This is a genomic window from Oleiagrimonas sp. MCCC 1A03011 (assembly GCF_003267965.1).
GTDB classification, from domain to species: domain Bacteria; phylum Pseudomonadota; class Gammaproteobacteria; order Xanthomonadales; family Rhodanobacteraceae; genus Oleiagrimonas; species Oleiagrimonas citrea.
This window is the reverse complement of the sequence record NZ_MSPY01000003.1, coordinates 48,964-73,420: the sequence shown is the minus strand read 5'-3', so window position 1 is coordinate 73,420 and position 24,457 is coordinate 48,964. Positions and strand designations below refer to the sequence as shown.

General features: G+C 64.3%; 24 protein-coding genes, 4 tRNA genes and 1 other RNA gene. 11 read left to right on the top strand and 18 right to left on the bottom strand.

Going from position 1 to position 24,457, the window contains the following annotated elements; all coding sequences use genetic code 11:
- Positions 1–283: 283 nt before the first annotated feature.
- Positions 284–2,074 (top strand): diguanylate cyclase, encoded by a 1,791-nt coding sequence (locus tag BTJ49_RS06895; RefSeq protein ID WP_113064665.1) that lies wholly within the window; start codon positions 284–286, stop codon positions 2,072–2,074.
- A gap of 22 nt (positions 2,075–2,096) precedes the next feature.
- Here BTJ49_RS06895 and BTJ49_RS06890 read toward each other — a convergent pair whose 3' ends face one another.
- Positions 2,097–2,855 carry a Bax inhibitor-1/YccA family protein gene (locus BTJ49_RS06890; protein WP_113064664.1) on the bottom strand — a complete coding sequence of 253 codons (759 nt, stop codon included), beginning with the start codon at positions 2,853–2,855 and terminating at the stop codon, positions 2,097–2,099.
- Between the two features lie 146 nt (positions 2,856–3,001).
- Here BTJ49_RS06890 and BTJ49_RS06885 point away from each other — a divergent pair, with 146 nt between their 5' ends.
- Positions 3,002–4,090 carry an alkane 1-monooxygenase gene (locus BTJ49_RS06885; RefSeq protein WP_113064663.1) on the top strand — a complete coding sequence of 363 codons (1,089 nt, stop codon included), beginning with the start codon at positions 3,002–3,004 and terminating at the stop codon, positions 4,088–4,090.
- Between the two features lie 21 nt (positions 4,091–4,111).
- Here the strand turns inward: BTJ49_RS06885 and BTJ49_RS06880 are convergent, their stop codons facing one another.
- From BTJ49_RS06880 to BTJ49_RS06850, 7 genes are all read right to left on the bottom strand, one after another.
- Positions 4,112–4,459, bottom strand: a complete 348-nt coding sequence (locus BTJ49_RS06880) for a histidine triad nucleotide-binding protein (protein ID WP_113064662.1) — start codon at positions 4,457–4,459, stop codon at positions 4,112–4,114.
- Positions 4,456–4,893, bottom strand: coding sequence for a GNAT family N-acetyltransferase (locus BTJ49_RS06875; protein ID WP_113064661.1), 438 nt, complete (start codon positions 4,891–4,893; stop codon positions 4,456–4,458). Before BTJ49_RS06875 ends, BTJ49_RS06880 begins: the two co-directional genes overlap by 4 nt.
- Before the next feature lie 5 nt (positions 4,894–4,898).
- Entirely contained in the window at positions 4,899–5,501 is a 603-nt protein-coding gene (gene recR / locus BTJ49_RS06870; protein WP_113064660.1) for a recombination mediator RecR, read from the bottom strand.
- A gap of 88 nt (positions 5,502–5,589) precedes the next feature.
- Positions 5,590–5,913, bottom strand: coding sequence for a YbaB/EbfC family nucleoid-associated protein (locus tag BTJ49_RS06865; protein ID WP_113064659.1), 324 nt, complete (start codon positions 5,911–5,913; stop codon positions 5,590–5,592).
- Positions 5,914–5,959: 46 nt separating this feature from the next.
- The gene (dnaX, locus tag BTJ49_RS06860; protein WP_113064658.1) at positions 5,960–7,651 is read right to left on the bottom strand and encodes a DNA polymerase III subunit gamma/tau; all 1,692 of its coding nucleotides are present in this window, start codon (positions 7,649–7,651) and stop codon (positions 5,960–5,962) included.
- A gap of 103 nt (positions 7,652–7,754) precedes the next feature.
- An RNA gene (gene ffs / locus BTJ49_RS06855) (signal recognition particle sRNA small type) lies at positions 7,755–7,851 on the bottom strand.
- Between the two features lie 85 nt (positions 7,852–7,936).
- A tRNA-Ser gene (locus tag BTJ49_RS06850) sits at positions 7,937–8,027 on the bottom strand.
- A gap of 125 nt (positions 8,028–8,152) precedes the next feature.
- Between BTJ49_RS06850 and BTJ49_RS06845 the strand changes: the two genes are divergently transcribed.
- Positions 8,153–8,548 (top strand): DUF6165 family protein, encoded by a 396-nt coding sequence (locus BTJ49_RS06845; protein WP_113064657.1) that lies wholly within the window; start codon positions 8,153–8,155, stop codon positions 8,546–8,548.
- Between the two features lie 24 nt (positions 8,549–8,572).
- On the opposite strand, the gene BTJ49_RS06840 is transcribed toward BTJ49_RS06845, so the two are convergent.
- A complete protein-coding gene (locus tag BTJ49_RS06840; protein ID WP_113064656.1) occupies positions 8,573–9,628 on the bottom strand; it encodes a glycosyltransferase family 9 protein in 1,056 nt (351 codons plus the stop codon).
- Between the two features lie 63 nt (positions 9,629–9,691).
- Here BTJ49_RS06840 and BTJ49_RS06835 point away from each other — a divergent pair, with 63 nt between their 5' ends.
- The 5 genes from BTJ49_RS06835 to BTJ49_RS06815 all read left to right on the top strand — a co-directional run bounded on the left by BTJ49_RS06835 (position 9,692) and on the right by BTJ49_RS06815 (position 12,702).
- Positions 9,692–10,432 (top strand): 3-deoxy-D-manno-octulosonic acid kinase, encoded by a 741-nt coding sequence (locus BTJ49_RS06835; protein WP_113064655.1) that lies wholly within the window; start codon positions 9,692–9,694, stop codon positions 10,430–10,432.
- Complete coding sequence (locus BTJ49_RS06830) at positions 10,429–11,187, top strand: MBL fold metallo-hydrolase (protein ID WP_113064654.1); 759 nt, start codon at positions 10,429–10,431, stop codon at positions 11,185–11,187. The genes BTJ49_RS06835 and BTJ49_RS06830 overlap by 4 nt, the downstream gene beginning before the upstream one ends.
- A gap of 86 nt (positions 11,188–11,273) precedes the next feature.
- Positions 11,274–11,366, top strand: a tRNA-Ser gene (locus tag BTJ49_RS06825).
- Between the two features lie 261 nt (positions 11,367–11,627).
- Positions 11,628–11,855, top strand: a complete 228-nt coding sequence (locus BTJ49_RS06820; protein ID WP_113064653.1) for a hypothetical protein — start codon at positions 11,628–11,630, stop codon at positions 11,853–11,855.
- A 136-nt stretch (positions 11,856–11,991) separates the two neighbouring features.
- The gene (locus BTJ49_RS06815) at positions 11,992–12,702 is read left to right on the top strand and encodes a protein phosphatase 2C domain-containing protein (RefSeq protein WP_113064652.1); all 711 of its coding nucleotides are present in this window, start codon (positions 11,992–11,994) and stop codon (positions 12,700–12,702) included.
- A gap of 98 nt (positions 12,703–12,800) precedes the next feature.
- Here BTJ49_RS06815 and dnaQ read toward each other — a convergent pair whose 3' ends face one another.
- The 3 genes from dnaQ to BTJ49_RS06800 are packed head-to-tail and all read right to left on the bottom strand — an operon-like array spanning position 12,801 to position 14,654.
- Complete coding sequence (dnaQ, locus tag BTJ49_RS06810; protein WP_113064651.1) at positions 12,801–13,502, bottom strand: DNA polymerase III subunit epsilon; 702 nt, start codon at positions 13,500–13,502, stop codon at positions 12,801–12,803.
- A 10-nt stretch (positions 13,503–13,512) separates the two neighbouring features.
- A complete protein-coding gene (gene rnhA, locus BTJ49_RS06805) occupies positions 13,513–13,971 on the bottom strand; it encodes a ribonuclease HI (protein ID WP_113064650.1) in 459 nt (152 codons plus the stop codon).
- Entirely contained in the window at positions 13,968–14,654 is a 687-nt protein-coding gene (locus tag BTJ49_RS06800) for a methyltransferase domain-containing protein (RefSeq protein WP_113064649.1), read from the bottom strand. Before BTJ49_RS06800 ends, rnhA begins: the two co-directional genes overlap by 4 nt.
- A gap of 125 nt (positions 14,655–14,779) precedes the next feature.
- Here BTJ49_RS06800 and gloB point away from each other — a divergent pair, with 125 nt between their 5' ends.
- From gloB to BTJ49_RS06780, 3 genes are all read left to right on the top strand, one after another.
- Positions 14,780–15,544 (top strand): hydroxyacylglutathione hydrolase, encoded by a 765-nt coding sequence (gloB, locus tag BTJ49_RS06795; RefSeq protein WP_113065072.1) that lies wholly within the window; start codon positions 14,780–14,782, stop codon positions 15,542–15,544.
- Positions 15,541–16,674, top strand: a complete 1,134-nt coding sequence (locus tag BTJ49_RS06785) for a LysM peptidoglycan-binding domain-containing protein (protein WP_240601761.1) — start codon at positions 15,541–15,543, stop codon at positions 16,672–16,674. The genes gloB and BTJ49_RS06785 overlap by 4 nt, the downstream gene beginning before the upstream one ends.
- Before the next feature lie 91 nt (positions 16,675–16,765).
- Complete coding sequence (locus tag BTJ49_RS06780; protein WP_113064647.1) at positions 16,766–17,548, top strand: enoyl-ACP reductase; 783 nt, start codon at positions 16,766–16,768, stop codon at positions 17,546–17,548.
- 110 nt (positions 17,549–17,658) lie between these two features.
- Here BTJ49_RS06780 and BTJ49_RS06775 read toward each other — a convergent pair whose 3' ends face one another.
- The 6 genes from BTJ49_RS06775 to clpX all read right to left on the bottom strand — a co-directional run bounded on the left by BTJ49_RS06775 (position 17,659) and on the right by clpX (position 24,375).
- A complete protein-coding gene (locus tag BTJ49_RS06775; protein ID WP_113064646.1) occupies positions 17,659–19,569 on the bottom strand; it encodes a SurA N-terminal domain-containing protein in 1,911 nt (636 codons plus the stop codon).
- An 80-nt stretch (positions 19,570–19,649) separates the two neighbouring features.
- Positions 19,650–19,726, bottom strand: a tRNA-Asp gene (locus BTJ49_RS06770).
- Positions 19,727–19,780: 54 nt separating this feature from the next.
- Positions 19,781–19,855: transfer RNA gene (locus tag BTJ49_RS06765), tRNA-Val, on the bottom strand.
- Between the two features lie 10 nt (positions 19,856–19,865).
- A complete protein-coding gene (locus BTJ49_RS06760; RefSeq protein ID WP_113064645.1) occupies positions 19,866–20,138 on the bottom strand; it encodes an HU family DNA-binding protein in 273 nt (90 codons plus the stop codon).
- A gap of 318 nt (positions 20,139–20,456) precedes the next feature.
- Complete coding sequence (gene lon, locus BTJ49_RS06755; protein ID WP_113064644.1) at positions 20,457–22,970, bottom strand: endopeptidase La; 2,514 nt, start codon at positions 22,968–22,970, stop codon at positions 20,457–20,459.
- A gap of 115 nt (positions 22,971–23,085) precedes the next feature.
- Entirely contained in the window at positions 23,086–24,375 is a 1,290-nt protein-coding gene (clpX, locus tag BTJ49_RS06750) for an ATP-dependent Clp protease ATP-binding subunit ClpX (protein ID WP_113064643.1), read from the bottom strand.
- Positions 24,376–24,457 lie beyond the last annotated feature (82 nt).

The window sequence follows — 24,457 nt, the reverse complement described above, 5'->3', positions numbered from 1 at the left end:
TCGGAAGGCTTCCCCCATCACTCCCCGACCGGGGGCCAGGGTGTAGCGACCTTTCCGTGCAGCCGAATCCTGGCTGCGCACGACGCATCGCACGCAGCTGACTGCACTGGAAAGCGAGCCGTCCGCATAGGCCGATCCGGAGAGTCCCTAGACCTTTCGACAGGCGACATCCACCTGAAAAGCCGGCACAATCAAAGCCCTGAGTCACGCTACACAGGGGGTGTAGGCGCCGGCGGCCGCTTCTGATGCAACATCGGAAGCTTCTTCCGTCGCCGACGCTTCGATGGCGAAACCGGCACGCATCGCACTGCTCCGCCTGCACTGGCTGTTTGTCTTCATGGCGATCGGCGCAGTGGCGATTGCCTGCACGAAGCGCGTTCACGCATCCGATCCCCCCGCGCTTCTGCACGGCGCTTGGCTTGCAGCCCAGCCGGGCGATACACCGGCAGGTGTGATGCGGGAAGCCGAAAGCGGCCGGTTTCACGTCTTCGATACGCAACGCCTGGAAACCATCCCGCGCGGCGCCCTGGGCACCTGGGTGCTGCTTCAGCCCCGCGCGCCCGGTCTGCAGGGTGCGCGCGTGCTGAGCATACCGTCACCGCCTTTCGGGTCCGTCACGCTGTATGACCGCGACGGACCACTGAGCACGACCTCGCCGACCACGCTCGATCCGGACCTGAAGGCCCACGGACGGATCGCCTTCGCCCTGCCGCAAGCATGGTCCAGCACGGCTCCGATCCTGTTGAAGTTCGAGCACACGGACAACCTCAACACGCCAGTGCGTTTTGTTCTGGCGACACGCGCCGAATTCCGCCGCGTGGACACCCTGTGGATCGTCATGGCCAGTGCGAGCCTTGCCGTCATGCTGGCGATGGGACTGGTGGCGCTGTGCTTTTCCAGCATGCTCGGCGACACCACTTTCGCCTGGTATGCCGCCTATGTATGCAGTTATGCCGGCCTGCAGGCGGTGCAGACCGGCTTCGTGTTCCAGCCGCTGCATCTGGCCTTCATCCAGCCGATCGCGCTCTCGATTGGCTCGGCGCTGACCGCCATCGCGATGATCAGCGCGGTGCTGTTCATGGTCCGCTTCTGCGATCTGCGCCAGCACGCGCCGTGGCTGCGCAGACTACTGCTGGCCCTGGCCGGCATGATGACGATGCTGGCCACGCTCCAGGTCTTCGATCTCCCGATCACCCGCGAGATCATGCACGCACTGTTCAACCCGCTGCTCGCGCTGTGCTCCGGGCTGATGGTGCTGGCCGGTTCCGTGGCGCTGCTGCGCGGTTCGCGCCCGGCCCTGTTCTTCCTGTTCGGCTGGCTGCCTCTGCTTGTGCTTACGGCGCTGACCAGCATCCAGGTCAGCGGCGGACTCGCTCATGTCGAATGGCTCAACGAGGCCAGTCTGGCGGCCGGCGCCATCGAAGCGCTGGTGCTGGCCATCGGCCTGGCCGATCGCTCGCTGACCATGCGTCGCGATCACCACATCGCCCGCGAACTGGCCGACAAGGATCCGCTGACCGGCGTGCTGAACCGCCGCGGCTGGATCGACGCCGCGCAGAAGCACATGCAGGACACGCAACAGACCCACGCCATCCTGTTCATGGACCTGGACCATTTCAAGACGCTCAACGACGAACTCGGCCACGGCGCGGGCGACCAGGCGCTGATCGCCATGGCCGGCAACCTGGCCACCGAATTACGCCCGCAGGACCTGCTCGGCCGATTCGGCGGCGAAGAGTTCGTCGCGCTGCTCAGCGGCACCGACAGCAACAATGCCCTGCTCGTCGCACAGCGGCTATGTCGGCGCCTGCACCGACTGGAGATTCCGCTGGATCATCGGGGCAATCTGCTGACTGTCAGCATCGGGCTGGCCACGCGGCGACCCAACGACACCCTGTCGAGCCTGGTCGAACGCGCGGACGCAGCCATGTACACCGCCAAATCACGCGGACGCAACCGCGTGGTCGACGAACGTCAGGTGGAAACCGCGCGGCGTCCCGTGCTGCGTCCGTCGCGGGCGGCGCCGGACATGACCGACACCGACCCGCCCCGGCGCAGCGAACAGTCCGTCTGAATCGAACGTCATCGCTGCCCGCTTAGCGCCGCGCCTTCGACAGCAAACGCAGGATCTCCAGATACAGCCAGACCAGCGTGACCATCAGCGCGAAGGCGCCGTACCACTCCATGTACTTCGGCGCACCCCGTGTGCTCGCCTGATCGATCATGTCGAAGTCCAGCACCAGGTTCAGTGCGGCGAGTCCGACCACCAGAAGGCTGAAACCGATGCCCAGCGCGCCGGATTCATGAATGAACCCGATGCCCTGCATCCCGGTAAAGGCACGCAGACCGATGTCGACCAGGTAGAGCAGCGCGATCGCGCCGGTCGCACCGACCACGCCCATGCGAAATTTGTCCGTGACGCGGATCCAGCCAGCACGGTACGCCACGAGCATCACCGCCAGCACGCCGAACGTCAGCCCGACCGCCTGGAACACGATGCCGTGATAGCTCATCTCGAAGAAGGCCGAGATGCCGCCCAGGGCAAAGCCTTCGGCGATGGCATACAAGGGCGCGGTGACGCCGGCCCAAGACTGCTTGAACACCGTAATCATGGCCAGCACGAAGCCGACGAGGAAACCGCCCCACATGAACGGTGTGATGCTGGCGACGGCGGCCTCAACCTGGCCCCCGGCCAGCGCGGCGTCGAAACGATTCCACGTCCAGAACGCCGAGACCAGGCTCAGCGCCAGCAACAAGGCCGTCTTGGCCACGGTGCCGTTCATGGTCATGCGTTCGCCGTCGGCGAACAGCCCCTGGAAAGTCTTGTCGCGCAACACCGGATTGTTCGTACGCATTCCTCTGCTCCTGGGCATCAAAAAGGCCGCCTGAGCGACCGTGAATCCTGCCGACATGGTACCCGCTTGCCCGGCTCCACGACAGGATGCCGGCGGCCTTCGGTCGGTGTAGGCTTGGACCATCGAATCGGACGGAAGTGCCCGGCATGCGCGTTCGTGACCTTGGATACCTCGCCGTATTTCTCACCGCTGCTCTGCCGCTCGAAGCCTGGTGGCTGATGCGTGGCGGCGTGGCACCGGATCTGGCCGCCTGGATGCCGCTGGCGGTCATCTACGGTCTGGTCCCGCTGCTGGACGTGCTGCTCGGCCGCGACCGCAGCAACCCGGTCGACGAAGCCCAGGCACAACGTCTGGACGCGCAACGCTGGTTCCGCGTGCTGACCTGGCTCTGCGTGCCGATATGGCTGGCACTGCTGGTTTTCTGCATGAAGCAGATCACGACGCTTCCGCTCGGTCCGATCGGTCAACTCGGCTGGCTGCTCTCGACCGGCACTATCGGCGGCGTGCTGGCCATCAATGTCGCCCACGAACTCATCCACAAGGCCGGTCGCCTGGAGCCCCTGCTGGGCGGCATCGCGCTGACCAGCGTGGGTTATTTCGGCTTCAAGATCGAACATCTGCGTGGCCACCATGTCCGCGTCGCCACCCCCGAGGATGTATCCAGCGCACGCCTCGGCGAACCGGTGTATCCATTCGTGCTTCGCGCGCTGATCCACAACCCGCGCGCAGCCTGGCGGCTGGAAGTCGAACGACTGCAGCGGCGCGGCCTGCCGCCCCTGTCCTGGCACAACGAGATGCTGCGCTGGTCGCTACTGTGGCTGCTGATGCTCGCCGCCGCGACGCTATGGACCGGATGGGCGGGCGCCCTGTTCTTCATTGCCCAGGGCATCATCGCGTCGGCCACGCTGGAAGTGATCAACTACGTCGAACACTACGGGCTGCGCCGCGTCCGCGATGCGCAGGGCCGCTACGAACGCGTCACGCACCTGCATTCATGGAATGCCAGCCAGCGGCTTACCAACTGGCTGCTGTTCCAGTTGCAGCGGCATTCCGATCATCATGCGCACGCGCGGCGGCGCTATCAGGTACTGCGACATCATGCCGACAGCCCGCAGCTGCCGACCGGCTATGCCGGCATGTTCGTGCTGGCGCTGGTGCCGCCACTGTGGCGACGGGTGATGGATCATCGCGTGCGGGACTTCAACGCACGCAGCGCGATGCCTGCGCAAGCCTGACCGAAGCCGAAGCGCTCAGCCTCAGCCCGGCGGCCACTGCATGCGGCGGCCGCCCAGCAGATGCACATGCAGGTGATACACCGTCTGTCCGCCGTGCTCGTTGCAGTTGATCACGGTGCGGTAGCCGTCTTCGGAAAGCCCTTCCTCGCGCGCATAACTCGCGGCGGCCAGCAATACCTTGCCGAGCAACTCGGCATCCTGCGTGCGCGCCGCGTCCAGTGTCGCGATCGGCTGCTTGGGGATGAACAGCACGTGCACCGGCGCCTGCGGATTGAGATCGCGGAAACCCAGCACCTCGTCATCCTCGTAGACGATGTCCGCGGGAATCTCGCGGCGGATGATCTTGCCGAAGATGGTGTCGTTGCTCATGTGAAATCTCCAGAATCCTTGGTGAATCGCCGGAACATACCGACCGAAGCGGGTGCGCTGGCACGGAACCCGAACCGTTCGTACAGACGCACGCCCGGCGGATCGGCCAGCAGGGAAACGAATGCGCCGTCCGGCGCGCGGGTACGCAGGGTTTCCGTCAAGCGCCGCATGATTTCGCCGCCGAGGCCCCGGCGCTGAAAGGAAGGATGCACCGCGATATCGACGATCTGGAAGAAACAGCCGCCATCGCCGACAACGCGTCCCATGCCGACCAGGCGCCCTTCCCAGCGCACGCATACCGCGCACCAGGCCCCGGCCAGTCCCCGCTCGGCAGCCGTGTGCGTGAAAGGACTGAGTCCTGCCGCGGCGCGGAGCGCCAGATACTCGTCGACATCCGGGAACGCTTCCTGCCAGTCGAAATCGTCCGCCGCCATGAACTTCAGTCCACGGCCTGACGGCCGCCGAAGGCATGCGCCAGCGTGCTGCGGTCGACGTACTCCAGCTCGCCGCCCAACGGCACGCCATGCGCCAGACGCGTGGCCCGGATGCCCGCGGCGCTGGCCAGCTTGCCCAGATAGTGCGCGGTGGCCTCGCCTTCGACAGTGGGGTTCGTGGCGATGACCATTTCGCTGATCTCGCCCTCTTCCAGTCGCGCGGCCAGCGTGTGCAGACCGAGTTCTTCCGGTCCCGTACCGTCCAGCGGCGACAGGCGGCCCAACAGCACGAAATACTGCCCGCGATAGCCGGTGGCCTGTTCAATGGCGGCCAGATCGCTGGGCGACTCGACCACGCACAGGATGTGTGGATCGCGCGCCGCGTTGGCGCATACGGCGCACACTTCGTCCTCGCTGAAATTCCGGCAGCGCGAACAATTGCCGATGTGCTCCATGGCCTGCTCCAGCGCCGAGGCCAGACGCCGACCGCCGGAACGGTCGCGCTCGAGCAGTTGAATGGCCATGCGCTGCGCGCTCTTGCCGCCCACGCCGGGCAGGCAGCGCAACGCGTCGACCAATTCGGCCAGCAGAGGCGAACTCGCACTCATGCGCGGCTCCCGAAAGCCGGAAGACGATCCGTACTCGCAGCGCTCGACACAAGCCGCGCGCAGCAGGTGGCAAACGGCATCCGAATCATCAGAACGGCAGCTTCATGCCCGGCGGAAGATTCATGCCGGCTGTCATGCCGCTCATCTTTTCCTTGCTCAGCTCGGACACCTTGTTGACGGCATCGTTGGTCGCTGCGGCGACCAGATCCTCGGCCATCTCCGGATCGTCGGCGAACAGCTTGCGGTCGATCTGCACACGGCGCACTTCATGCGAGCCGCTCATGGTCACGTTGACCAGACCACCGCCAGCGCTGCCGGTGACCTCCATCTGCGCGATCTCTTCCTGCGCGCGCTTCATCTTTTCCTGCATCTGCTGGGCCTGCTGCATCAGCTGGCCGATCTGTCCTCGCATGTTCTGGACCTCTCGTTCGTTGTAAGGGGCGGTGCAGCGGCGGCCTTCAGCCGTCCAGCGGGCGCACCGACTGCGGCACCACGCGGGCGCCGAATTCGCGTTTCAGGGTCTGCACCAGCGGATCGTCCTGCATGGACTGCTCGGCGGCGCTCTGCTGTTCGCGGCGCTGGGCTTCGGCGCGGGTCGCCGGCGTGTCGCCGACGCCTTCGGCGCTGCCGACGAAGCGCAAACGAATACGGCGACCCATCGCATCGCTGATGCGCTCGGCCATCTGCCCGGTCATCGGCTCCACTGCCAGCTCGGCATGATTGCTATCGAGCAGCAGCTCCAGCGTGTCGTTCTCGAAACTGCGGATGCGCGCGTTGATGGCCAGCGCCCGCATCGGACCGCGCAGCTCGGCGCGTTCGATCAGCTGTTCCCAGTCCGGAAGTCCATCCTGACCGAGCGAGACCGGCGCAGCGGCGGCGGGCGGCGGCGCGGGTTCGCGCACGGCCGGTGGCGGCGCTTGCGGCGCAGGCGCCGGGACAGCGGACGGTGCGACCGAGGCTTGCCTCGGAGCGGAAGATGGCGTGGACGGCGCGGAACGCGGTGCCGCCGATGCCGCGCGACGCCCGGTCCCACCGGCTTCGGGTCCGGCATTTCCCTCCGAAGACGGACCGAAGGCCAGCATGCGCAACAGGGCCATCTCGAACCCCGTACGCGCATCCGGGGCCAGATTCAGTTCACGCCCGCCCTGGGTCGCGAACTGGTAATAGAGCTGCACATCCTGCGGATCGAGTTGCTGCGCCAACGTGGCCAGTGCCGCATCGTCGTCGCCGGCTTCGGCATCGGCCTCCAGCGACGGCACCAACTGGCGCAGCTGGATGCGATGCAGCACGCCGGCCAGATCGTTCAGCACGCCGCCGAAATCAGGCGAGAACGAGGCAATCTGCGCGCTCTGCCGCATCAACGCCTCGCCATCGCTGGCGGCCAGTGCCTCCAGTAGCCCCATCACCTGACTGCGTTCGACGCTGCCGAGCATGGCGCGCACGTCGTCGGCCTTCAGCACGCCGCCGCCGTAGGCCAGAGCCTGGTCGAGCAGCGACAAGCCGTCGCGCATCGAACCGTCGGCGGCACGCGCCAATTCGCCGATGGATACGGGATCGTGCTCCACGCCCTCGGCCTCGAGGATGTGCTGCATCTGACCGCTGATCTGGTCCGGCAGCAGACGCTTCAGATTGAACTTGAGACAGCGCGACAACACCGTCACCGGGAGTTTCTGCGGATCAGTGGTGGCGAGCAGGAACTTCACGTGCGGCGGCGGCTCTTCCAGCGTCTTCAGCAAGGCGTTGAAGGCACTCTTGGAAAGCATGTGCACCTCATCGACCAGATAGACCTTGAAGCGACCGCGCGTCGGCGCGTATTGCGCGTTCTCGATCACCTCGCGCACATCGTCGACACCGGTATTGCTGGCCGCGTCGATTTCCAGCAGGTCGACGAAGCGCCCCTCGTCGACGGCGGTGCAGATGGCGCACTGCCCGCATGGATCGGCTGACTGACCCTGTTCGCAGTTCAGCGACTTGGCGAAGATGCGCGCGATGGTGGTCTTGCCCACGCCGCGCGTGCCGGTGAACAGATAGGCATGATGCGTGCGCCCGGTGTCGAGCGCGTTGGACAGAGCGCGAACCACGTGCTCCTGACCCACCAGTTCGGTGAATCGGCGTGGACGCCACTTGCGGGCCAGTACCTGATACGTCATGCCGGAGACCGTCGGGAAGCAGATACCGATTGTGCCAACTCGCACCGCGCAAGTCAGCACGGGAACGCTACGGATGCATTTCGGGGGGCTGAAAAGGTGGCGACCCTGCCAGCCACACCCCGGCACCCGAATCCTCCACTACCGTTGCTTCCTTCCGGACCTGGCGGGATTTGCGAAGTATCGTCGCGGGGGGACCAACAGGGCCACCATAGGCGGAACCGGCGAATTTGCTGAGGCAAAGACGAACGTTCCGAATGTTACGTTCGCGGCTCGAGCCGACGAACGTGGCGGAGAGGGAGGGATTCGAACCCTCGATACGGGAGACCCGTATACCGGATTTCGAATCCGGCGCATTCGACCACTCTGCCACCTCTCCACGGTCGACCGCGCAACCATCGGGCTGCGCGAGCCGGCAATGATACGTTGACGACTTATGGCCCGCAAGCACCATGAAAGACCGCGCTGCTATCCTTGCGACATTTCCCGCACAGGACCCTTTCCATGAGCCTGATCCAGGTACCGGTTTCCCATGGCGAACTGATCGACAAGATCACCATTCTGCAGATCAAGTCCGAGCGCATCACGGATGCGGCCAAGGTGGCCAACGTGCGCACCGAACTGGACATGCTGGAGGCCACCTGGAACAACGACGATGCCTCCGCGACGGACATCCGCGACGAGCGCGCGCGCCTGAAGGCCGTCAATGAGGCGCTGTGGGACATCGAGGACGCGATTCGCGTGAAGGAAAAGGCCCAGGCCTTCGACGACGAATTCGTCGAACTGGCCCGCTCGGTGTACTTCCGCAACGACGAACGCGCGGCCATCAAGCGCGAAATCAACCTGAAACTGGGTTCGCAGCTGGTCGAAGAGAAGTCCTACCAGGACTATCGCTCCTGAAGCACTCCACGTCGCTCAGCCCGCTCAGCGACCGATGCCGAGATGCTTCATCAGCGCCTCCATGCGCTCGATGACGTCGGTCACGCCGATCAGGTCCATCACGCCGGGGCGCTCGATCTTGGTGCCCCAACGCAATTCGCGCGCGGATTTATGCAGGAAGTGGCGCGCCGCGTCGTCATAGCGGTCCACGCACCAGCGGCGATCCGAGTAAGGCCCCGATCGCGCCGGGTTGCTGGCCGCATGCAGCCCGATTACCGGCGTGCCCACGGCGTTGGCCATGTGCATGGGACCGGAGTCCGGCGTCAGCACCATGTCCGCACGCGAGAACAGCGCCAGCGCACGCTTGAGCGTGTCCCGGCCGGTCAGATCGACCGGCTGCGAGCGGCAGGCGGCGAGGATGGCGTCGGCCATCGCCCGCTCCGCTGCCGACGGACCGCCCGTCAGCAGCACGCGCAGGCCGCGCGCGGCGGCATGGTCGATGACCGCGGCATAGCGCTCGGCACGCCAGTTGCGCAACGGGTGACTGGAACTCGGACTGACCACCAGGGTCGGCGCGGTGATCGGGATCTGCTCGCGCGCCCACTCGCGCGCCTCTTCCGGAACCGGGATGTCCCACTGCACCGAACCGCGCGGCACACCCAGCGGTTCCGCGAAGCTGCCGATCGCATCCAACGCGTGTTCGCCGCGTCGGGCCGGAATGCGTTCATGCACGAACAGGCCGTGCAGGTCGCGCGAACGCGCGCGGTCGTATCCGATGCGTCGGTCGGCCTGCACCAGCGTGCTCAGCAAGTTCGAGCGCAGCGCCACCTGCATGTGCAGCAGCGCGTCGAAGCGGCGCCCGCCCAACGCCTTGCGCACGGCCCGCATGCCGGCCCAGCCTCTCGCCTTGTCGAACACCACGAATTCCACGCCGGAAAGATCGCCGACGAGTCGATGTTCCAGCTTGCCGATGATCCATGTCAGCGACGCACCCGGGAAATGTGCGCGCAGGCGATGCACCAACGGCACGACATGCGTGACATCGCCGATGGCGGACGTACGGAGCAGGCAGAGGTGGCGAATGGCGTCGCGATCGGTCATCGAGTTGATAGACTGCACAGGTATCCAGGGCGACACGTATCGTGCCGTACGAAAAGCGAGAACATGACTGACGCACGCATTCATTCCGACGCCGTCGGCACGATTGTGTTCGACGCGGACCTTGCTCCACAAGTCGGACACGCGTGGTTCGATCCCGACGCCTGGGAACGCGCCAGCCGTCTGCGTGCCCGTGGCGGCGGTCGCGCTTCGGCCTGTTTCGTGGACACGCCCATCGGTCCCTGCGTGCTGCGCCATTTCCATCGGGGCGGCATGGTCGCCCGGCTGCTCGGCGACCGCTATCTGTGGAACGGACGCGAACGCACACGAAGCTTCGCCGAATTCCGTCTGCTGGTGCACCTGTGCGCGGTCGACCTTCCGGTGCCGCAGCCGGTCACCGCGCGCTACCAGCGCTACGGCATGTACTACACGGCCGACCTCATCACGCGGCAGATCGAAGGCGCCACCACCCTCGCCGCCTGTCTCGCCGAAGGCCGCCTGGACACCGCGCTGACCGCAGAGACCGGGCGCCTGGTCGCGCGCTTCCACCGCCACGGCGTGTGGCACGCAGACCTGAATGCGCACAATGTGCTGGTCGCGCCCGAAGGGCTGTATCTTATCGACTTCGATCGCGGTGAACTGCGCCGTCCCGCTTCGGGCTGGCGGCAGTCCAACCTGCAGCGCCTGCGGCGTTCACTGGTGAAACTGGGCGCGGCACGGGATGGTGAAGCCGCCTTCGAGCAGGAATGCTGGACGCCGCTCATGCACGCCTATGCTTCGGCATGGGAACGGGAGACGACCGAATGAACTGGACACTGCGCTTCCTCGGCACCGGTGCGGCCGAATTGTCGGCACTGGGCAGCTCCGCGGCCGTACTCGAGCGCGACGGCAAGCCGATCCTGTTGATCGACTGCGGTCCGGACGTGGTGCCACGCTACTGGGAAACCTACGGCGTCGCGCCAGAGGCGCTGTACATCACGCACGTACACATGGACCACGTCGGCGGCATGGAGGCGCTTTTCACACGCATCCGCTTTGGCGAAGAACGCTTCCCCGAACCGGTCATCTACACCCATGCGTCACTGGTCCCGCTGCTACAGGGACGCGTCGCCGACTACCCGAACGTCGCCGCAGAGGGCGGCAGCAACTACTGGGATGCCTTCCGCCTGACGCCCTGCTCGCGCGGGTTCTGGCACGAGGGGCTCTGGTTCGACGTATTCCCGACCCGTCACCACCGCCCGGGCACCTCGTACGGCCTTCACCTGCGCGGATGCTTCACCTTCACCGGAGATACCCGGCCGATCCCGGAAGTGCTCGAAAGTGTCGCGTCGCATGGCGGTCCCATCGCGCACGATTGCAGCTTGCACGGCAATCCTTCGCATTCCGGCGTGGACGACATCGAACGCGAATACACGGCCGATCTGCGCGAACGGATGCTGCTTTATCACTACAGTTCGGCGCAGGACGGCGAGGCATTGCGCGCACGCGGCTTCGCCGTGGTCGAGCCCGGTCAGGTCATCGAACTTCCGACGCCCGATTCGCCGCACCCGGACAGCGGCTGAAATCCACGCTGTCGCTTGTCTGCCAGCCGCAGTGCCTGTATTCTTCCGCCTCTTGGCCGTCGCGCGTCCGCTGTGACGGCCGTTCCGGAGAGGTGTCCGAGTGGCTTAAGGAGCACGCCTGGAAAGTGTGTATACGGCTTATACCCGTATCGAGGGTTCGAATCCCTCCCTCTCCGCCAGATCTTTCGAAACGCCCCGCTCGGGGCGTTTCGCTTTTTGTGCCGCAGGCAAGACTCCATCGACTCCGTCGCTGACGCTGCAGATGTCGACTTGAGCGAAATCCACCGCTCCATCCCTGTCGTGCTGTTTCGTCCAGACGACGGCACAGCGCCGAAGGGTCATCGACCACCTGGCACATCACTCACCCATCAGTGGCCAGGGAAAACATGCGCTGATACGATCAAATAGCAGGGGGTTGTGCTTTTTTTAAGGAGAAAATCATGCACATGCGCACTATGCTTCTCACGGGTTTCATGGCTGCGGCGGCTTTGGCTCTGCCGGGACGGACACTGCACGCCGCACCGCCGAGCTCGTGCGGCGAACAGCTGAACCTGTGCCTCACTGCGGGCTACAGCCCGAGTTATTGCGAGTTTCAATACGATCAATGCGTCAACTCCACGCAACGAAGCGCCGCACAGACCGAGCACGCGCTTCCGTTCAAGGACTGAAGCAGACGCCTTCGGTCTCGATACGTGGAGACGAAGTGATCGGGGGCCGGCGCAAGCCGGTCCCTCTCGTATGCGATACATTCAGACCCACGCTGCGAACATCACCTGCCCACCCACCCTCGGCCGCCATTCGCCCATGATCGAATTCGGACACGCCACGCACGTCGGATTGCGTCGCACGCGCAATGAGGACACGTACTACGCCGACCCCGCATCCGGCGTATTCCTGGTCGCGGACGGGCTGGGCGGCCACCACCATGGCGCACTGGCCGCGGCCCTGGCACGCGATTCCATCGTCGACGACCTGCGTCACGACGCCGACCCGGACCATGCGATCCGACAGGCCGACAAGACCCTGATCGCGCATCCCGAATACTGCAGCGAAGGGCAGCCGATGGGCACCACCATTGCGCTGCTGCGTCTTGAAAAAGCGAACTATCATGCGGCCTGGGTCGGTGACAGCCGCATCTACTTGTTCGCCGATGGCCTGCTGCAGCGCCTCTCGCATGATCACTCGGCGGTGCAGGAGAAGATCGACGAGGGTCTGATCGACGAAGAACAGGCTCGTCGTGACCCGCGCCGCAACGTGGTGACCCAGGCGCTCGGCGTGACCGCCCCCGACGACCTGCAGATCGAGTCGCGCCGCGGTGACCTGCACGGCAGCGGCAGCTTTCTGCTGTGCAGCGACGGGCTGACCGAGGAACTGGACGACAACCAGCTAGCGCAATGCCTGCAGCGCACGGACCTCGCGGCCCAGGAATGTGTCGATCAGTTGATTCTGGACGCCTTGCAGGCGGGAGGCCGCGACAACATCACCGCGCTCCTGGTGCGCATCGCGCACAACTGACTCCTCGGCTCAGCTTCAGGACTTCCGCGCCATCCCGCTCGGGATCGACTGCTCCGCCGATCGGCAAGACAAAACGGGCAGCCGCTTCAGAGTCTCCTCTAACGTCGCCAGACGCTGCCGCCTGCACTCTTGTCGAGCGCATCCAGGCGCGCTTCGTGGGCCGCTTGTTCATCGGCCGTGGCGCGAAGCACGCGAGGGCGCTTGAGCAAAGGCGCGATCTCGTCCAGCGATGGGCCGCTCGATGACGGATCGTTGGCGCCGAACCCGAGATCCAGCGCCACCTGCCCCGAAGTCATGGCCAGATAGACATCGGCCAGCAACTGCGCATCGAGCAGACCACCGTGCAGATCACGATGTGTGTTGTCCACGCCCAGACGGCGACACAAGGCATCCAGGTTGTTGCGCTGCCCCGGATAGCGGTCTCGCGCCATCTGCAACGTGTCGAGCACCTGCGCATGATCGGCGATGCTGCCGTACTGCGATCCGGCGCGCTTCAGTTCGGCATTCAGGAAGCCGACGTCGAACGCCGCGTTGTGGATGATCAGTTCGGCCCCCTCGATGAAAGCGAGGAAGTCATCCACCACTTCGTGGAAACGCGGCTTGTCGAGCAGGAATTCATCGGCGATGCCGGTGACTTCGCGCGCCCCTTCGTCGATCGCACGATCGGGGTTCAGATACGTGTGGAACGTATGCCGCGTGACGCGTCGCTCCAGAATCTGCACCGCGCCGATTTCGATGACGCGATGCCCCTGTTGCACTTCCAGACCGGTGGTTTCGGTATCGAGAGCGATCTGTCTCATAGCGTTTCCCTCACGCGCGCACCTTCAGCGCCTCGGCCTGCTGACGTGCGGCATCGTCCACGCGCTCGTTCTCGGCATGGCCGGAATGCCCGCGCACCCATTTCCAGCGGATCCGGTGCGGCTCGCTGGCCGCGACCAGGCGCTGCCACAGATCCTGATTCTTCACCGGCTTGCGTCCGGCCGTGCGCCAGCCGTTCGCGCGCCAGCGCGGCACCCACTCCTCGATGCCCTGCATGACATACCGCGAGTCGGTGGTCAGGGTCACGTGGCAGGGGCGTTTCAGCGCCTCGAGACCGGCGATCGCCGCCATCAGCTCCATGCGATTGTTCGTCGTGTCAGGCTCGCCGCCATCGAGCAGCTTCTCGACCTCGCCGTTGCGCAGCAGCGCGGCCCATCCACCCGGTCCCGGATTGCCCAGGCAGGCGCCATCCGTGAAGATCTCCACTTGCGTTTGCGGCATGCCGCTCATGCGCACTCCCGATGCGCGCCCGGTGCCAAGGATCCTGTCCCGCGTACGCGCTCGGGCAACCGCGCGAATCGGAGGGGCGTTGCCGCCGCTGGATGTTTGCGGGCGACCACGAGGTAGCCGCCGCCAAGCTGTTCGGAACCCATGCCCTGCACCGCCTCGCCGCGCGGGAGTATCCGTCCGAAACGGTGGATGCCCTGCACCTTGAAGCCCTGCTCGACGACACAGCGCGTCCAGTGCAGCGGAGCACGCAGTTGCAGAGACTGGCTTGCGCCACGCATGCACCATGACAGCCAGGGCGCCCACGCGCTGAATGGATGCATGCCACTCAGGGCGAGTGTTCCGCCCGGCGCCGTCACCCGCGCAGCCTCGTGCAGAAGCGCCTGAGAGTGACCGCCGAATTGCTGCGCATGACTGATGACCACTACCGAGAACGCTCCTTCCGCGAACGGCAGCGCCTCGTCACGGCGGGCGTGAAGCGAACCGCGCCACAGCTCGTTGTCACAATGAAGGCGGACCCAGTGTGCTGCGCTTTCGGCGCAAACGCGGCCCCCATCACGCATGCCCAGATACAGACCATAGCTGCCCGCACGCGCCGGCACGGATGCACGCAACAGAGCCTCTTCCGCCCGCAACAGGGCGCGCATGGCGGTCGTGGCGTACAGGACCTGTTCGGGGACGGGCATCGGGGTCCATATCGATCAAATGCATCGCCGCTAGTGTACTGGACATGACTGCGCATGGAAGCGCCCTGCGCGTCATCGGAACGCACTGCTATAGTCGTGCATTCGGCCCGAACCATCGTGTTTTCATGTCATTACGCCTCATTCCAGCCCTGCGCGACAACTACATCTGGTTGCTCTCCGACGAAGCTGGCCAGGCCATCGTGATCGATCCAGGCGAGGCGCCGCCCGTGCAGCGCATACTGGATGCCGAGGGACTGAAGCTGCAGGCCATTCTGCTCACGCACCACCACGCCGATCACATCGGCGGTGTCGAAGCGCTTCTCGCCACGCAGCCGGTTCCGGTCCACGCGCCGCACGATGAACGCATCGCCTGTGCGAGCCAGCACGTGCAAGACGGCGACACGGTGAACATTCCCGCTCTGGACATGTGCTTCGAGGTAATCGGAATCCCCGGTCATACCCGCAGCCATGTCGCCTATTACGGTCACGGCCTGCTGTTCTGCGGCGACACCCTGTTCAGCCTGGGATGCGGCCGACTGTTCGAGGGCACACCCGCGCAGATGCTGACCTCCCTGGACCGCCTACGCGCCTTGCCCGGCGAGACACAGGTCTGTTGTGCGCACGAATACACCCAGGCCAATGCCGCGTTCGCCCGCAGCGTGGATCCGCACAATATCGACCTGGCGCGGCGCAGCGAGGAAGTCGAACGTCTGCGCGAGGCAGGGCGGCCGACGCTTCCTGTTCCGCTCCGCGACGAATGTGCCTGCAATCCGTTCCTGCGCAGCGATACGCCGTCCATCAAGGCCTGGGCACAAGCTCAGGGCATCGACGACGACCGCGTGCAGCGCTTCGCCGCCCTGCGTCGCGCCAAGGATCACTTCACTGCATGAATACCCGCCTGCGCCTGTCGGCAGCCTGCGTGCTGCTGTCGCTGCTCGCGGCCTGCAGCACGCAGGCTCCCAGACCCTCGTTGCCCTCTCCGTCGCCCCGCCCCGCACCCGCTACGTCAACGGCAGAATCACCCACCCGTGCACCCGAGACACTCACGCCCGCTGCGCCGCCGACCCTGTGGTCGCACATGCGCGGGCGCTTCGCCATGCCGGGCTGCGATGCCGATCCACAGATCCTCGTCTGGGCGCATCGTTTCACACGCCATCCGCACCGTTTCGAGCGCTACCTGAAATCGGTCACCCCCACCATCGCCTACATCGACCAGGCCGCAAGCAAAGCCGGGGTACCCGCCGAGTTCAGTCTGCTGCCATGGGTGGAGAGTCGCTACCGGGCCTACCCACCCCGCGGCGGCCGCCCGGCCGGCATGTGGCAGATCATGCCCATCACGGCCCGTGCGATGGGGTTGCCGATCAAGCGCGACTACGACGGCCGGCTTGATCGCACCCGCACCCCGGCCGCCGTCATGAAGCTGCTCTACGGCTACGGCCAGCGCTGGCAGGACTGGCGACTGGTCGACATGGCCTACAACGCCGGCGAGTACCGCATCCGCCGCCTGCACAGCGCAGGCCCCGCACCGGCCGAGCCGGTCATTCCGGATCTCGCCGTCACACGTACCACCCGCGAACACCTGACCAAGTTGCTGGCCATCGCCTGCGTGATCCGCGAACCGCAAAGATTCCACGTGCAGTTGCCCGATCTGCCAGCCGCGCAACAACTGCGTGTCGTAATGCTGACCGGACCGACCCTTCTGAAGGACGTGGCGCATGCGTCCGGCACCCCGCTCAAACGCGTGCGTGCACTGAATGCGGCCTATCTGCACGGGCGCATGCCGATCAACGGCCCCTGGCGCGTGCTGTTGCCGGCGACCGCGGCACAACGTCTGCGCCATGCCGTGGCCGACGGTCGCGTCCCCCGTCAGCCGACTACCTACACCGTCATGGCCGGCGACTCGCTGTGGAAGATCGCACATCGCCATGGCGTCAGCATCCATCGACTTCGCGAACTCAACCACTTGCACGGCGGGATACTCAGACCTGGACAGGTACTGATGATCGACCGCACGAACTGAACCGAACGGATACGCTCAGGACCCCAACCTCGGTTAAACTTGCCATTCCCGTCCGTTTCAAACGGGCCTCAACAACGTATTCGGAGGAGCCATGGGATTCCTGCACGGCAAGCGTGCCCTGATCGTCGGCATCGCCAGTCAGCGGTCCATCGCCTGGGGCATTGCCAACGCGATGCATCGCGAGGGTGCGCAACTCGCCTTCACCTACCAGAACGACCGACTGAAGAGCCGCGTCGAGGAAGCCGCACAGGAGTTCGGCTCCAACATCGTCGTGCCCTGCGACGTCGCCGACGACGCGCAAATCGACAATGTGTTCAAGGAACTGGGCCAGCACTGGGACGGTTTCGACATTCTCGTTCATTCGGTCGGCTTCGCGCCGCGCGAAGCGCTGCAGGGCCAGTATCTGGACAACCTCACGCGCGAGAACTTCACCATCGCGCACGACATCTCCAGCTACAGCCTGGCGGCACTGGCCAAGGCCGCCCGTCCGATGATGAAGGACCGTGGCAGCGCGATCCTGACGTTGAGCTACCTGGGCGCCGTGCGCGCGCTGAACAACTACAACGTCATGGGCCTGGCCAAGGCCAGCCTGGAAGCCAACGTGCGCTACCTGGCCTACAACCTCGGCCCCGAGGGCACGCGCGTGAACGCCATCTCGGCCGGCCCGATCAAGACGCTGGCCGCGGCCGGCATCGGTAACTTCCGCAAGATGCTCGACCACGTCGAGGAAAACGCGCCGCTGCGCCGCAGCGTGACCACCGAGGACGTCGGCAATGCCGCCGCCTTCCTGTGCTCGGATCTGGCTTCGGGCATCACCGGTGAAATCACCTACGTTGACGCCGGATACAGCACGCTGGGCATGACCGGCATCTGAACCCGGTTAGCCACTTCTATAGCCAAGAAAAAGGGCCGCTTGTGCGGCCCTTTTTCTTGGCTTCCGAAATGCTGATTAGGCTTCCGGAATAACCCGAGATTATTCCAGACTTACATACGGCTCTTGACGGTCTCGATCTTGGTGTTCTTACGCAGAACATCGATGAACGCATTGGTTTCCGTGGTCGCGTACGCCTGCGCCATGCGCTGACGCAGCATGTTCCGGACCGCCTCGGGAATCTTCGACGGATCGCCCGGATGCACCGCATCGAGGCGCACCAGCGCATAGCTGCCGTTGCCGAGATCGACGCTGGCATAGCTGGAGGCGTTCTTGCTCGGGTGCGGCATGCGGAACGCTTCATCCAGAAGTTTCTGCGGCACGCCCTTTTGAGTTCGCTCTGCTCCCTTCAGCGGCTGCACGGCGACGCCCAGCCCGGATACCGCCTTGGACATATCCTGATTCTTGCTCACCTCAGCCAGCAGCTTGGCAGCCTGCGCCTTGGCGGCCTCGGCTACGCGCTGAGCCAGAATATCGGCACGGATCTGCCCGCTCACCTTGTCCAGAGGCTGCAGCTTCGACGGCTCGTGCTTGCGCACGTGCACGACAACCATGTGGTTGGATCCCAAGTCGATCGCATCGGAGGTATTGCCCTGCACCAGCACCTGATCGGAGAACGCGGCCTTGACCACCTTCGGATTCGAGGCGATGCCTTGCTTGGTGCCTTCACGCGTGAACAGATCGGTATGCTGGACCTTCAGCCCCAGCTCCTGCGCCACCGGCGTCAACGAACTGGGATCGGCATAGACCTTGTCGGTCAGCTTGCCGGCAAGCTCGCTGTACTTGCGCTCCAGATCGCCCTGCTCCATTTCCTTCGCGAGCTGATCACGCACTTCGCTGAACGGCTTCACCTTGCCAGCCCGGACGCCGCGAAGATCGATGATGTGATAGCCCTCGGGCGACAGCACGGGCTTGGAGATCTGCCCTTTCTTCATGGAGAACAAGGCGTCTTCGAAGGCCTTGTTGGTCACGCCGCGCTCGATCCAGCCCAGGCTGCCGCCATCGCTCTTGGAACCCAGATCGTCGGAATACTTCTTCGCCAACTTGGCGAAGTCGACGCCCGATTCCGCCTGTTTGTAGATGGAATCGGCCTTGGCCAGCGCGGCCTTCTGCTGCGCAGGCGTGGCGTTCTTGGGCACACTGACGAGAATGTGGGAAACCAGACGCTGTTCGGGTTCCTGGTATCGATTCTTCTCACGCTCGTAGCGCTGACGCAACGCATCTTCGTCCGGCGTGCTGTCGGCCTTGACGTCATCCGTGCTCAATTCGATGTAATTGACCGAGACCTTCTCCTTGGTCATGAAATCGGACTTGTGCTTCGCGTACCAGTCCGCGATCTCCTTGTCGCTGACCGTGCTGTCGGTCAAAGCGGGACGCGGCAGAACGACATAGCGCAGATCACGCTTTTGGGTCTGCAGGCTCACGTAGCGATCGACGTCGGCGCTGGTGATCACCTCCGAATGGGTGATCGCGTTGGGCAGCAGGCTCGTCGCCAGGGAGGAGCGTACGCGATCCTGATACATCTGCGGCGTCATGCCGTTGTTGTTCAGGATAGCCGTGTAGGTGTCGGCGTTGAATTTGCCGTCCACCTGGAAATTGGGATCGTTGGCGATCTCGTCGCGCAACTGTGCGTTGGTCACCTTCAAGCCGAGTTCGTCATTGGCCTGCAGCAGCAGTTGCTGCTTGATGAGAGCCTCCAGCACCTGCTGTTTCACTTCGGGCTTGTCGAAGTAGGAGGGATCGAAATTCGCCCCCTGGGTCGCCGTGGCCTGACGGCGCAGGGCGTTCATGCGGTCCTGGTAGTCGCGCTGTGAGATCTCGTGCTTGCCGACCTTGGCGACGAAGGTGTCGGCCTGCTGGCTCACATAACCGATCAATCCGAAACTCGCCAGCAACAGGGCCAGCGCCCCGAACAGAATGATGGCGGGCCATCCGTGAAGTTTTTCGCGCAGGTTCTGCAGCATGGATCTGTACCGCTGGTCAGGGCCGTGTCTCGACAGACGGAAAAATCAAGGGCGCCTCGCAGGCGCCCTTGATCGACAAGTGGCGGAGTGGACGGGACTCGAACCCGCGACCTCCGGCGTGACAGGCCAGCATTCTAACCAACTGAACTACCACTCCGCGAACCGGGACGTCAGTGTGTCGCTCGAGGCAGGTCGTCATCTCGCGAAACACTGGTGGGTGCTGAGGGGATCGAACCCCCGACCCTCTCCGTGTAAAGGAGACGCTCTACCGCTGAGCTAAGCACCCGACAAACGTCTTAGTTTAGAGCGTCCTTGAGGCCCTTGCCAGCCTTGAAGCCCGGAACCTTCGAAGCCTTGATCTTGATGACTTCGTTGGTACGCGGGTTGCGACCGGTACGTGCGGCGCGCTTGCGCACGGAGAACGTGCCGAAACCGACCAGAGAAACCGTGTCACCCTTCTTGAGGGCCTTCTTCACGACTTCGGTGAAGGCGTCAACGGCACGGGTGGCGTCGGCCTTGCTCAGCTCGGCTTCTTCGGCCAGAGAATTGATGAGGTCGCCTTTATTCATTGATTTACTCCTTGGTCAAGTTATTGACAGGCCCTGCCAACAACGCAGCAGCCGGCCAACACGAAAAGTGGGTTCTGGTCTCCCCCGATACCAACCTGCAGACCCTGAACACGCAACGCTGGTCGAGGTAACGACAACGCCGCGATACGGTCTTTATACCAGTGCCCCATAGGGTCCGCAATACAAGTCGGGACAAGGGTTTCAGCCGATTCTTGGTGTTCTTGACAAACCGCTGTAGCTAGGGGAGAAAAATGCCCGGCGAAGTATCGCCGGGCGAATGCATTCGACCGCAGATCGACTTCGTCCAAAAACGATGAATCAATGCGTGCGCGAAGGGGCGGAACGTCCCGACGGCTTCTTCGAAGATTTCACCGCCGTGCCTTCTTTTTCCTTGCCGGACCCGGACTTGGCCTTCGGGCCGAGCGGCCGTTCCAGGGCGAGATCGAGCACTTCGTCGATCCAGCGCACCGGATGAATGTCGAGCGAGCTGGTGATGTTGTCCGGAATATCGGCCAGATCCTTGCGGTTCTCCTCGGGAATGATGACCGTGGTGATACCGCCGCGATGCGCCGCCAGCAACTTCTCCTTCAGTCCGCCGATAGGCAGGACGCGACCGCGCAGCGTGATCTCGCCGGTCATGGCCACCTCGGCGCGCACCGGCACCTTGGTCAGCACCGACACCAGCGCCGTGCACATGGCGATGCCTGCGCTGGGACCGTCCTTCGGGGTCGCGCCTTCGGGCACATGCACGTGGATGTCGTTCTGGCTGTGGAAATCCGGATCGATGCCAAGCACTTCGGAACGTGCGCGCACCACCGACAACGCCGCCTGGATCGACTCCTTCATCACGTCGCCGAGCTGACCGGTATGCACCAGTTTGCCCTTGCCGGGCACCACCGACGCCTCGATACTCAGCAGATCGCCGCCAACCTGGGTCCAGGCCAGGCCGGTCACGAGGCCGACTTCGTTCTGCTGTTCCTTGCGACCGAAATCGAAGCGGCGCACGCCGAGATACTTGTCCAGGTTGCGCGAATCGATCTTGATGCCCTTGCGCTTGGCCTTGGATACCGCATCCGAAGCGGCTTTGGCCTTCTTCTTGTTGTCCTTGCCGCCCTTCTTGGCCGCGTCCTCGAGGGAGAGCGTCTTCACCACCTTGCGGCAGATCCGCGAGATCTCGCGCTCGAGATTGCGCACGCCCGACTCGCGCGTGTAGTAACGCACGATGTCGCGCAGCGCGTTGTCGGACACGCTCAATTCGTCGTCCTTCAGACCATTGGCCTTGAGCTGCTTGGGCAGCAGATAGCGCCGTGCGATGGCGATCTTCTCGTCCTCGGTGTAGCCGGGGATGCGGATGACCTCCATGCGGTCCAGCAGCGGACCGGGGATGTTCAGCGAGTTGGCCGTGGCGATCCACATGACCTCGGACAGGTCGACGTCGACCTCGAGATAGTGATCGTTGAAAGCGTTATTCTGCTCGGGATCGAGCACTTCCAGCAACGCCGAGGACGGATCGCCGCGGAAGTCCATCGACATCTTGTCGATCTCGTCGAGCACGTACAGCGGATTGCGCGTGCCGATCTTGCTGAGGTTCTGCACGATGCGCCCCGGCATCGAGCCGATGTAGGTGCGGCGGTGACCGCGGATCTCGGCCTCGTCGCGCACGCCACCCAGACTGTTGCGCACGAACTTGCGGTTGGTGGCCTTGGCGATGGACTTGCCCAGCGAGGTCTTGCCCACACCCGGCGGGCCGACCAGGCACAGGATCGGACCCTTCATGTTGTTCACGCGCTGCTGTACGGCCAGGTATTCGAGGATGCGCTCCTTGACCTCTTCGAGACCGAAGTGATCGGCGTCGAGCACTTCCTTGGCCAGTTGCAGGTCCTTGCGCACCTTGGAACGCTTCTTCCAGGGCACACCGACCAGCCAGTCGAGGTAGTTGCGCACCACCGTGGCCTCGGCCGACATCGGCGACATCTGCTTGAGCTTGTTCAGCTCCTGCTTGGCCTTGGCCAGCACTTCCTTGGGCATGCCGGCGGCGTCGATCTTCTTCTGCAGCGCCTCGACTTCGTTGGTGCCGTCCTCGCTCTCGCCAAGCTCCTTCTGGATGGCCTTCATCTGCTCGTTGAGGTAGTACTCGCGCTGGCTCTTCTCCATCTGCGACTTGATGCGGCCGCGAATGCGCTTCTCGACCTGCTGCAGATCCATCTCGCCATCGACGAGTCCGACCAGCTGCTCCAGGCGCGTGCCGACCTCGATGGTCTCGAGCACTTTCTGCTTGTCGGCAATGCGCACGGACAGGTGCGCGGCGATGGTATCGGCCAGACGCGACGGATCGTCGATACCCGACAGTGTCGACAGCACCTCCGGCGGCAGTTTGCGGCTCTGCTTGACCAGCTGCTCGAACAGCGAAACCAGCGTGCGCGAAACCACTTCGAGTTCGCGCTCGCCTTGATCGTAGATCGACTCGATCACATGCGCGTTCGCACGCAGCAGATCATCGGCATCCTGGTAATCGTCCACGACCACGCGCGACTGGCCTTCGACCAGCACCTTGACGGTGCCGTCGGGCAGACGCAACAACTGCAGGACGTTGGCCACGGTGCCGATGGTGTACAGGTCACCGGGCACCGGATCGTCGATGTCCGCGCCGGTCTGCGCCACCAGCAGGATCTGCCGTTCGCCGTCCATCGCCGCTTCCAGCGCGCGCATGGATTTCTCCCGCCCCACGAAGAGCGGAATCACCATGTGCGGATAGACCACCACGTCGCGCAACGGCAGAACCGGTACGGATGCGAGCGTCTGTTCAGTGGAGGACTGGGCTACTTGCGTCATGAATGATTTCCTGGACACGTATATGCACGACCCGAGCCTGAACTCGGGTCTCATAAGGGTCAAGTGGAGTCCGTCACGCCTCTTCTCAAGGCCTGCGAGCGGATCATGCGCTGCGTCAGGCCGCGCCGCTGGTGCCTTCCGCGGACTGCTGCAGATTGCCGCGGTAGATCAGATAGGGTTCGGCCTGCCCCTCGATGACGGCATCGTCGACCACCACCTTGCTGACGTGTTCCAGCGACGGAAGCTCGAACATCGTGTCCAGCAGCACCTGCTCGATGATGGTACGCAGGCCGCGCGCGCCGGTCTTGCGCTTGAGCGCCTTGCGGGCAATGGCCTTGAGCGCCTCGGGCCGGAACTCCAGCTCGACGTCCTCCATCTCGAACAGCTTGCGGAACTGCTTGGTGACGGCGTTCTTCGGCTCGACCAGGATCTGCACCAGGGCGTCCTCGTCCAGCTCTTCCAGCGTGGCGATCACCGGCAGACGTCCGACGAATTCCGGAATCAGGCCGAAACGCACCAAGTCTTCCGGTTCGACGCCGGACAGCACCTTGCCGATGTTGTCGTTGCGTTCCTTGCTGCGCACCTCGGCGGAGAAGCCGATACCGGTGGTCTCCGAGCGCTGCTGGATCACCTTCTCCAGTCCGGCGAACGCGCCACCGCAGATGAACAGGATGTTCTTGGTGTCGACCTGCAGGAATTCCTGCTGCGGATGCTTGCGGCCGCCCTGCGGCGGCACCGAGGCCAGCGTGCCCTCGATCAGCTTCAGCAGCGCCTGCTGCACGCCCTCGCCCGACACGTCGCGGGTGATGGACGGGTTGTCGCTCTTGCGCGAAATCTTGTCGATCTCGTCGATGTAGACGATGCCCGACTGCGCCTTGTCGACATCGTAGTCGCACTTCTGCAGCAGTTTCTGGATGATGTTCTCGACATCCTCGCCCACGTAACCGGCTTCGGTCAGCGTGGTGGCGTCGGCGATGGTGAACGGCACGTTGAGCAGACGCGCCAGCGTCTCGGCCAGCAGCGTCTTGCCCGAGCCGGTCGGACCGATCAGGAGGATGTTCGACTTGGACAGCTCGACGTCGTCGTCCTTCTGACGCGACTCCATGCGCTTGTAGTGGTTGTACACCGCCACCGACAGGGCGCGCTTGGCGCGGTCCTGCCCGATCACATACTGATCGAGGGTTTCCATGATCTCGCGGGGCTTGGGCAGGTGGGTGCGCCCGCTGGACGCCTTCTCTTCCAGCTCCTCGCGGATGATGTCGTTGCACAGCTCCACGCACTCGTCGCAGATGTACACCGACGGTCCTGCGATCAGCTTGCGAACTTCGTGCTGGCTCTTGCCGCAGAACGAACAGTAGAGGATCTTGCCACTGTCGCTGGAACGGCCCTGCCGATCGTCACTCATGCTCTTGATTCCCGATATGTTTCCGGCCGCGAGCCGAGAATAGCATAGCCCCGCGCCCCTGCAACGCAGGCGCGCGTGCCTT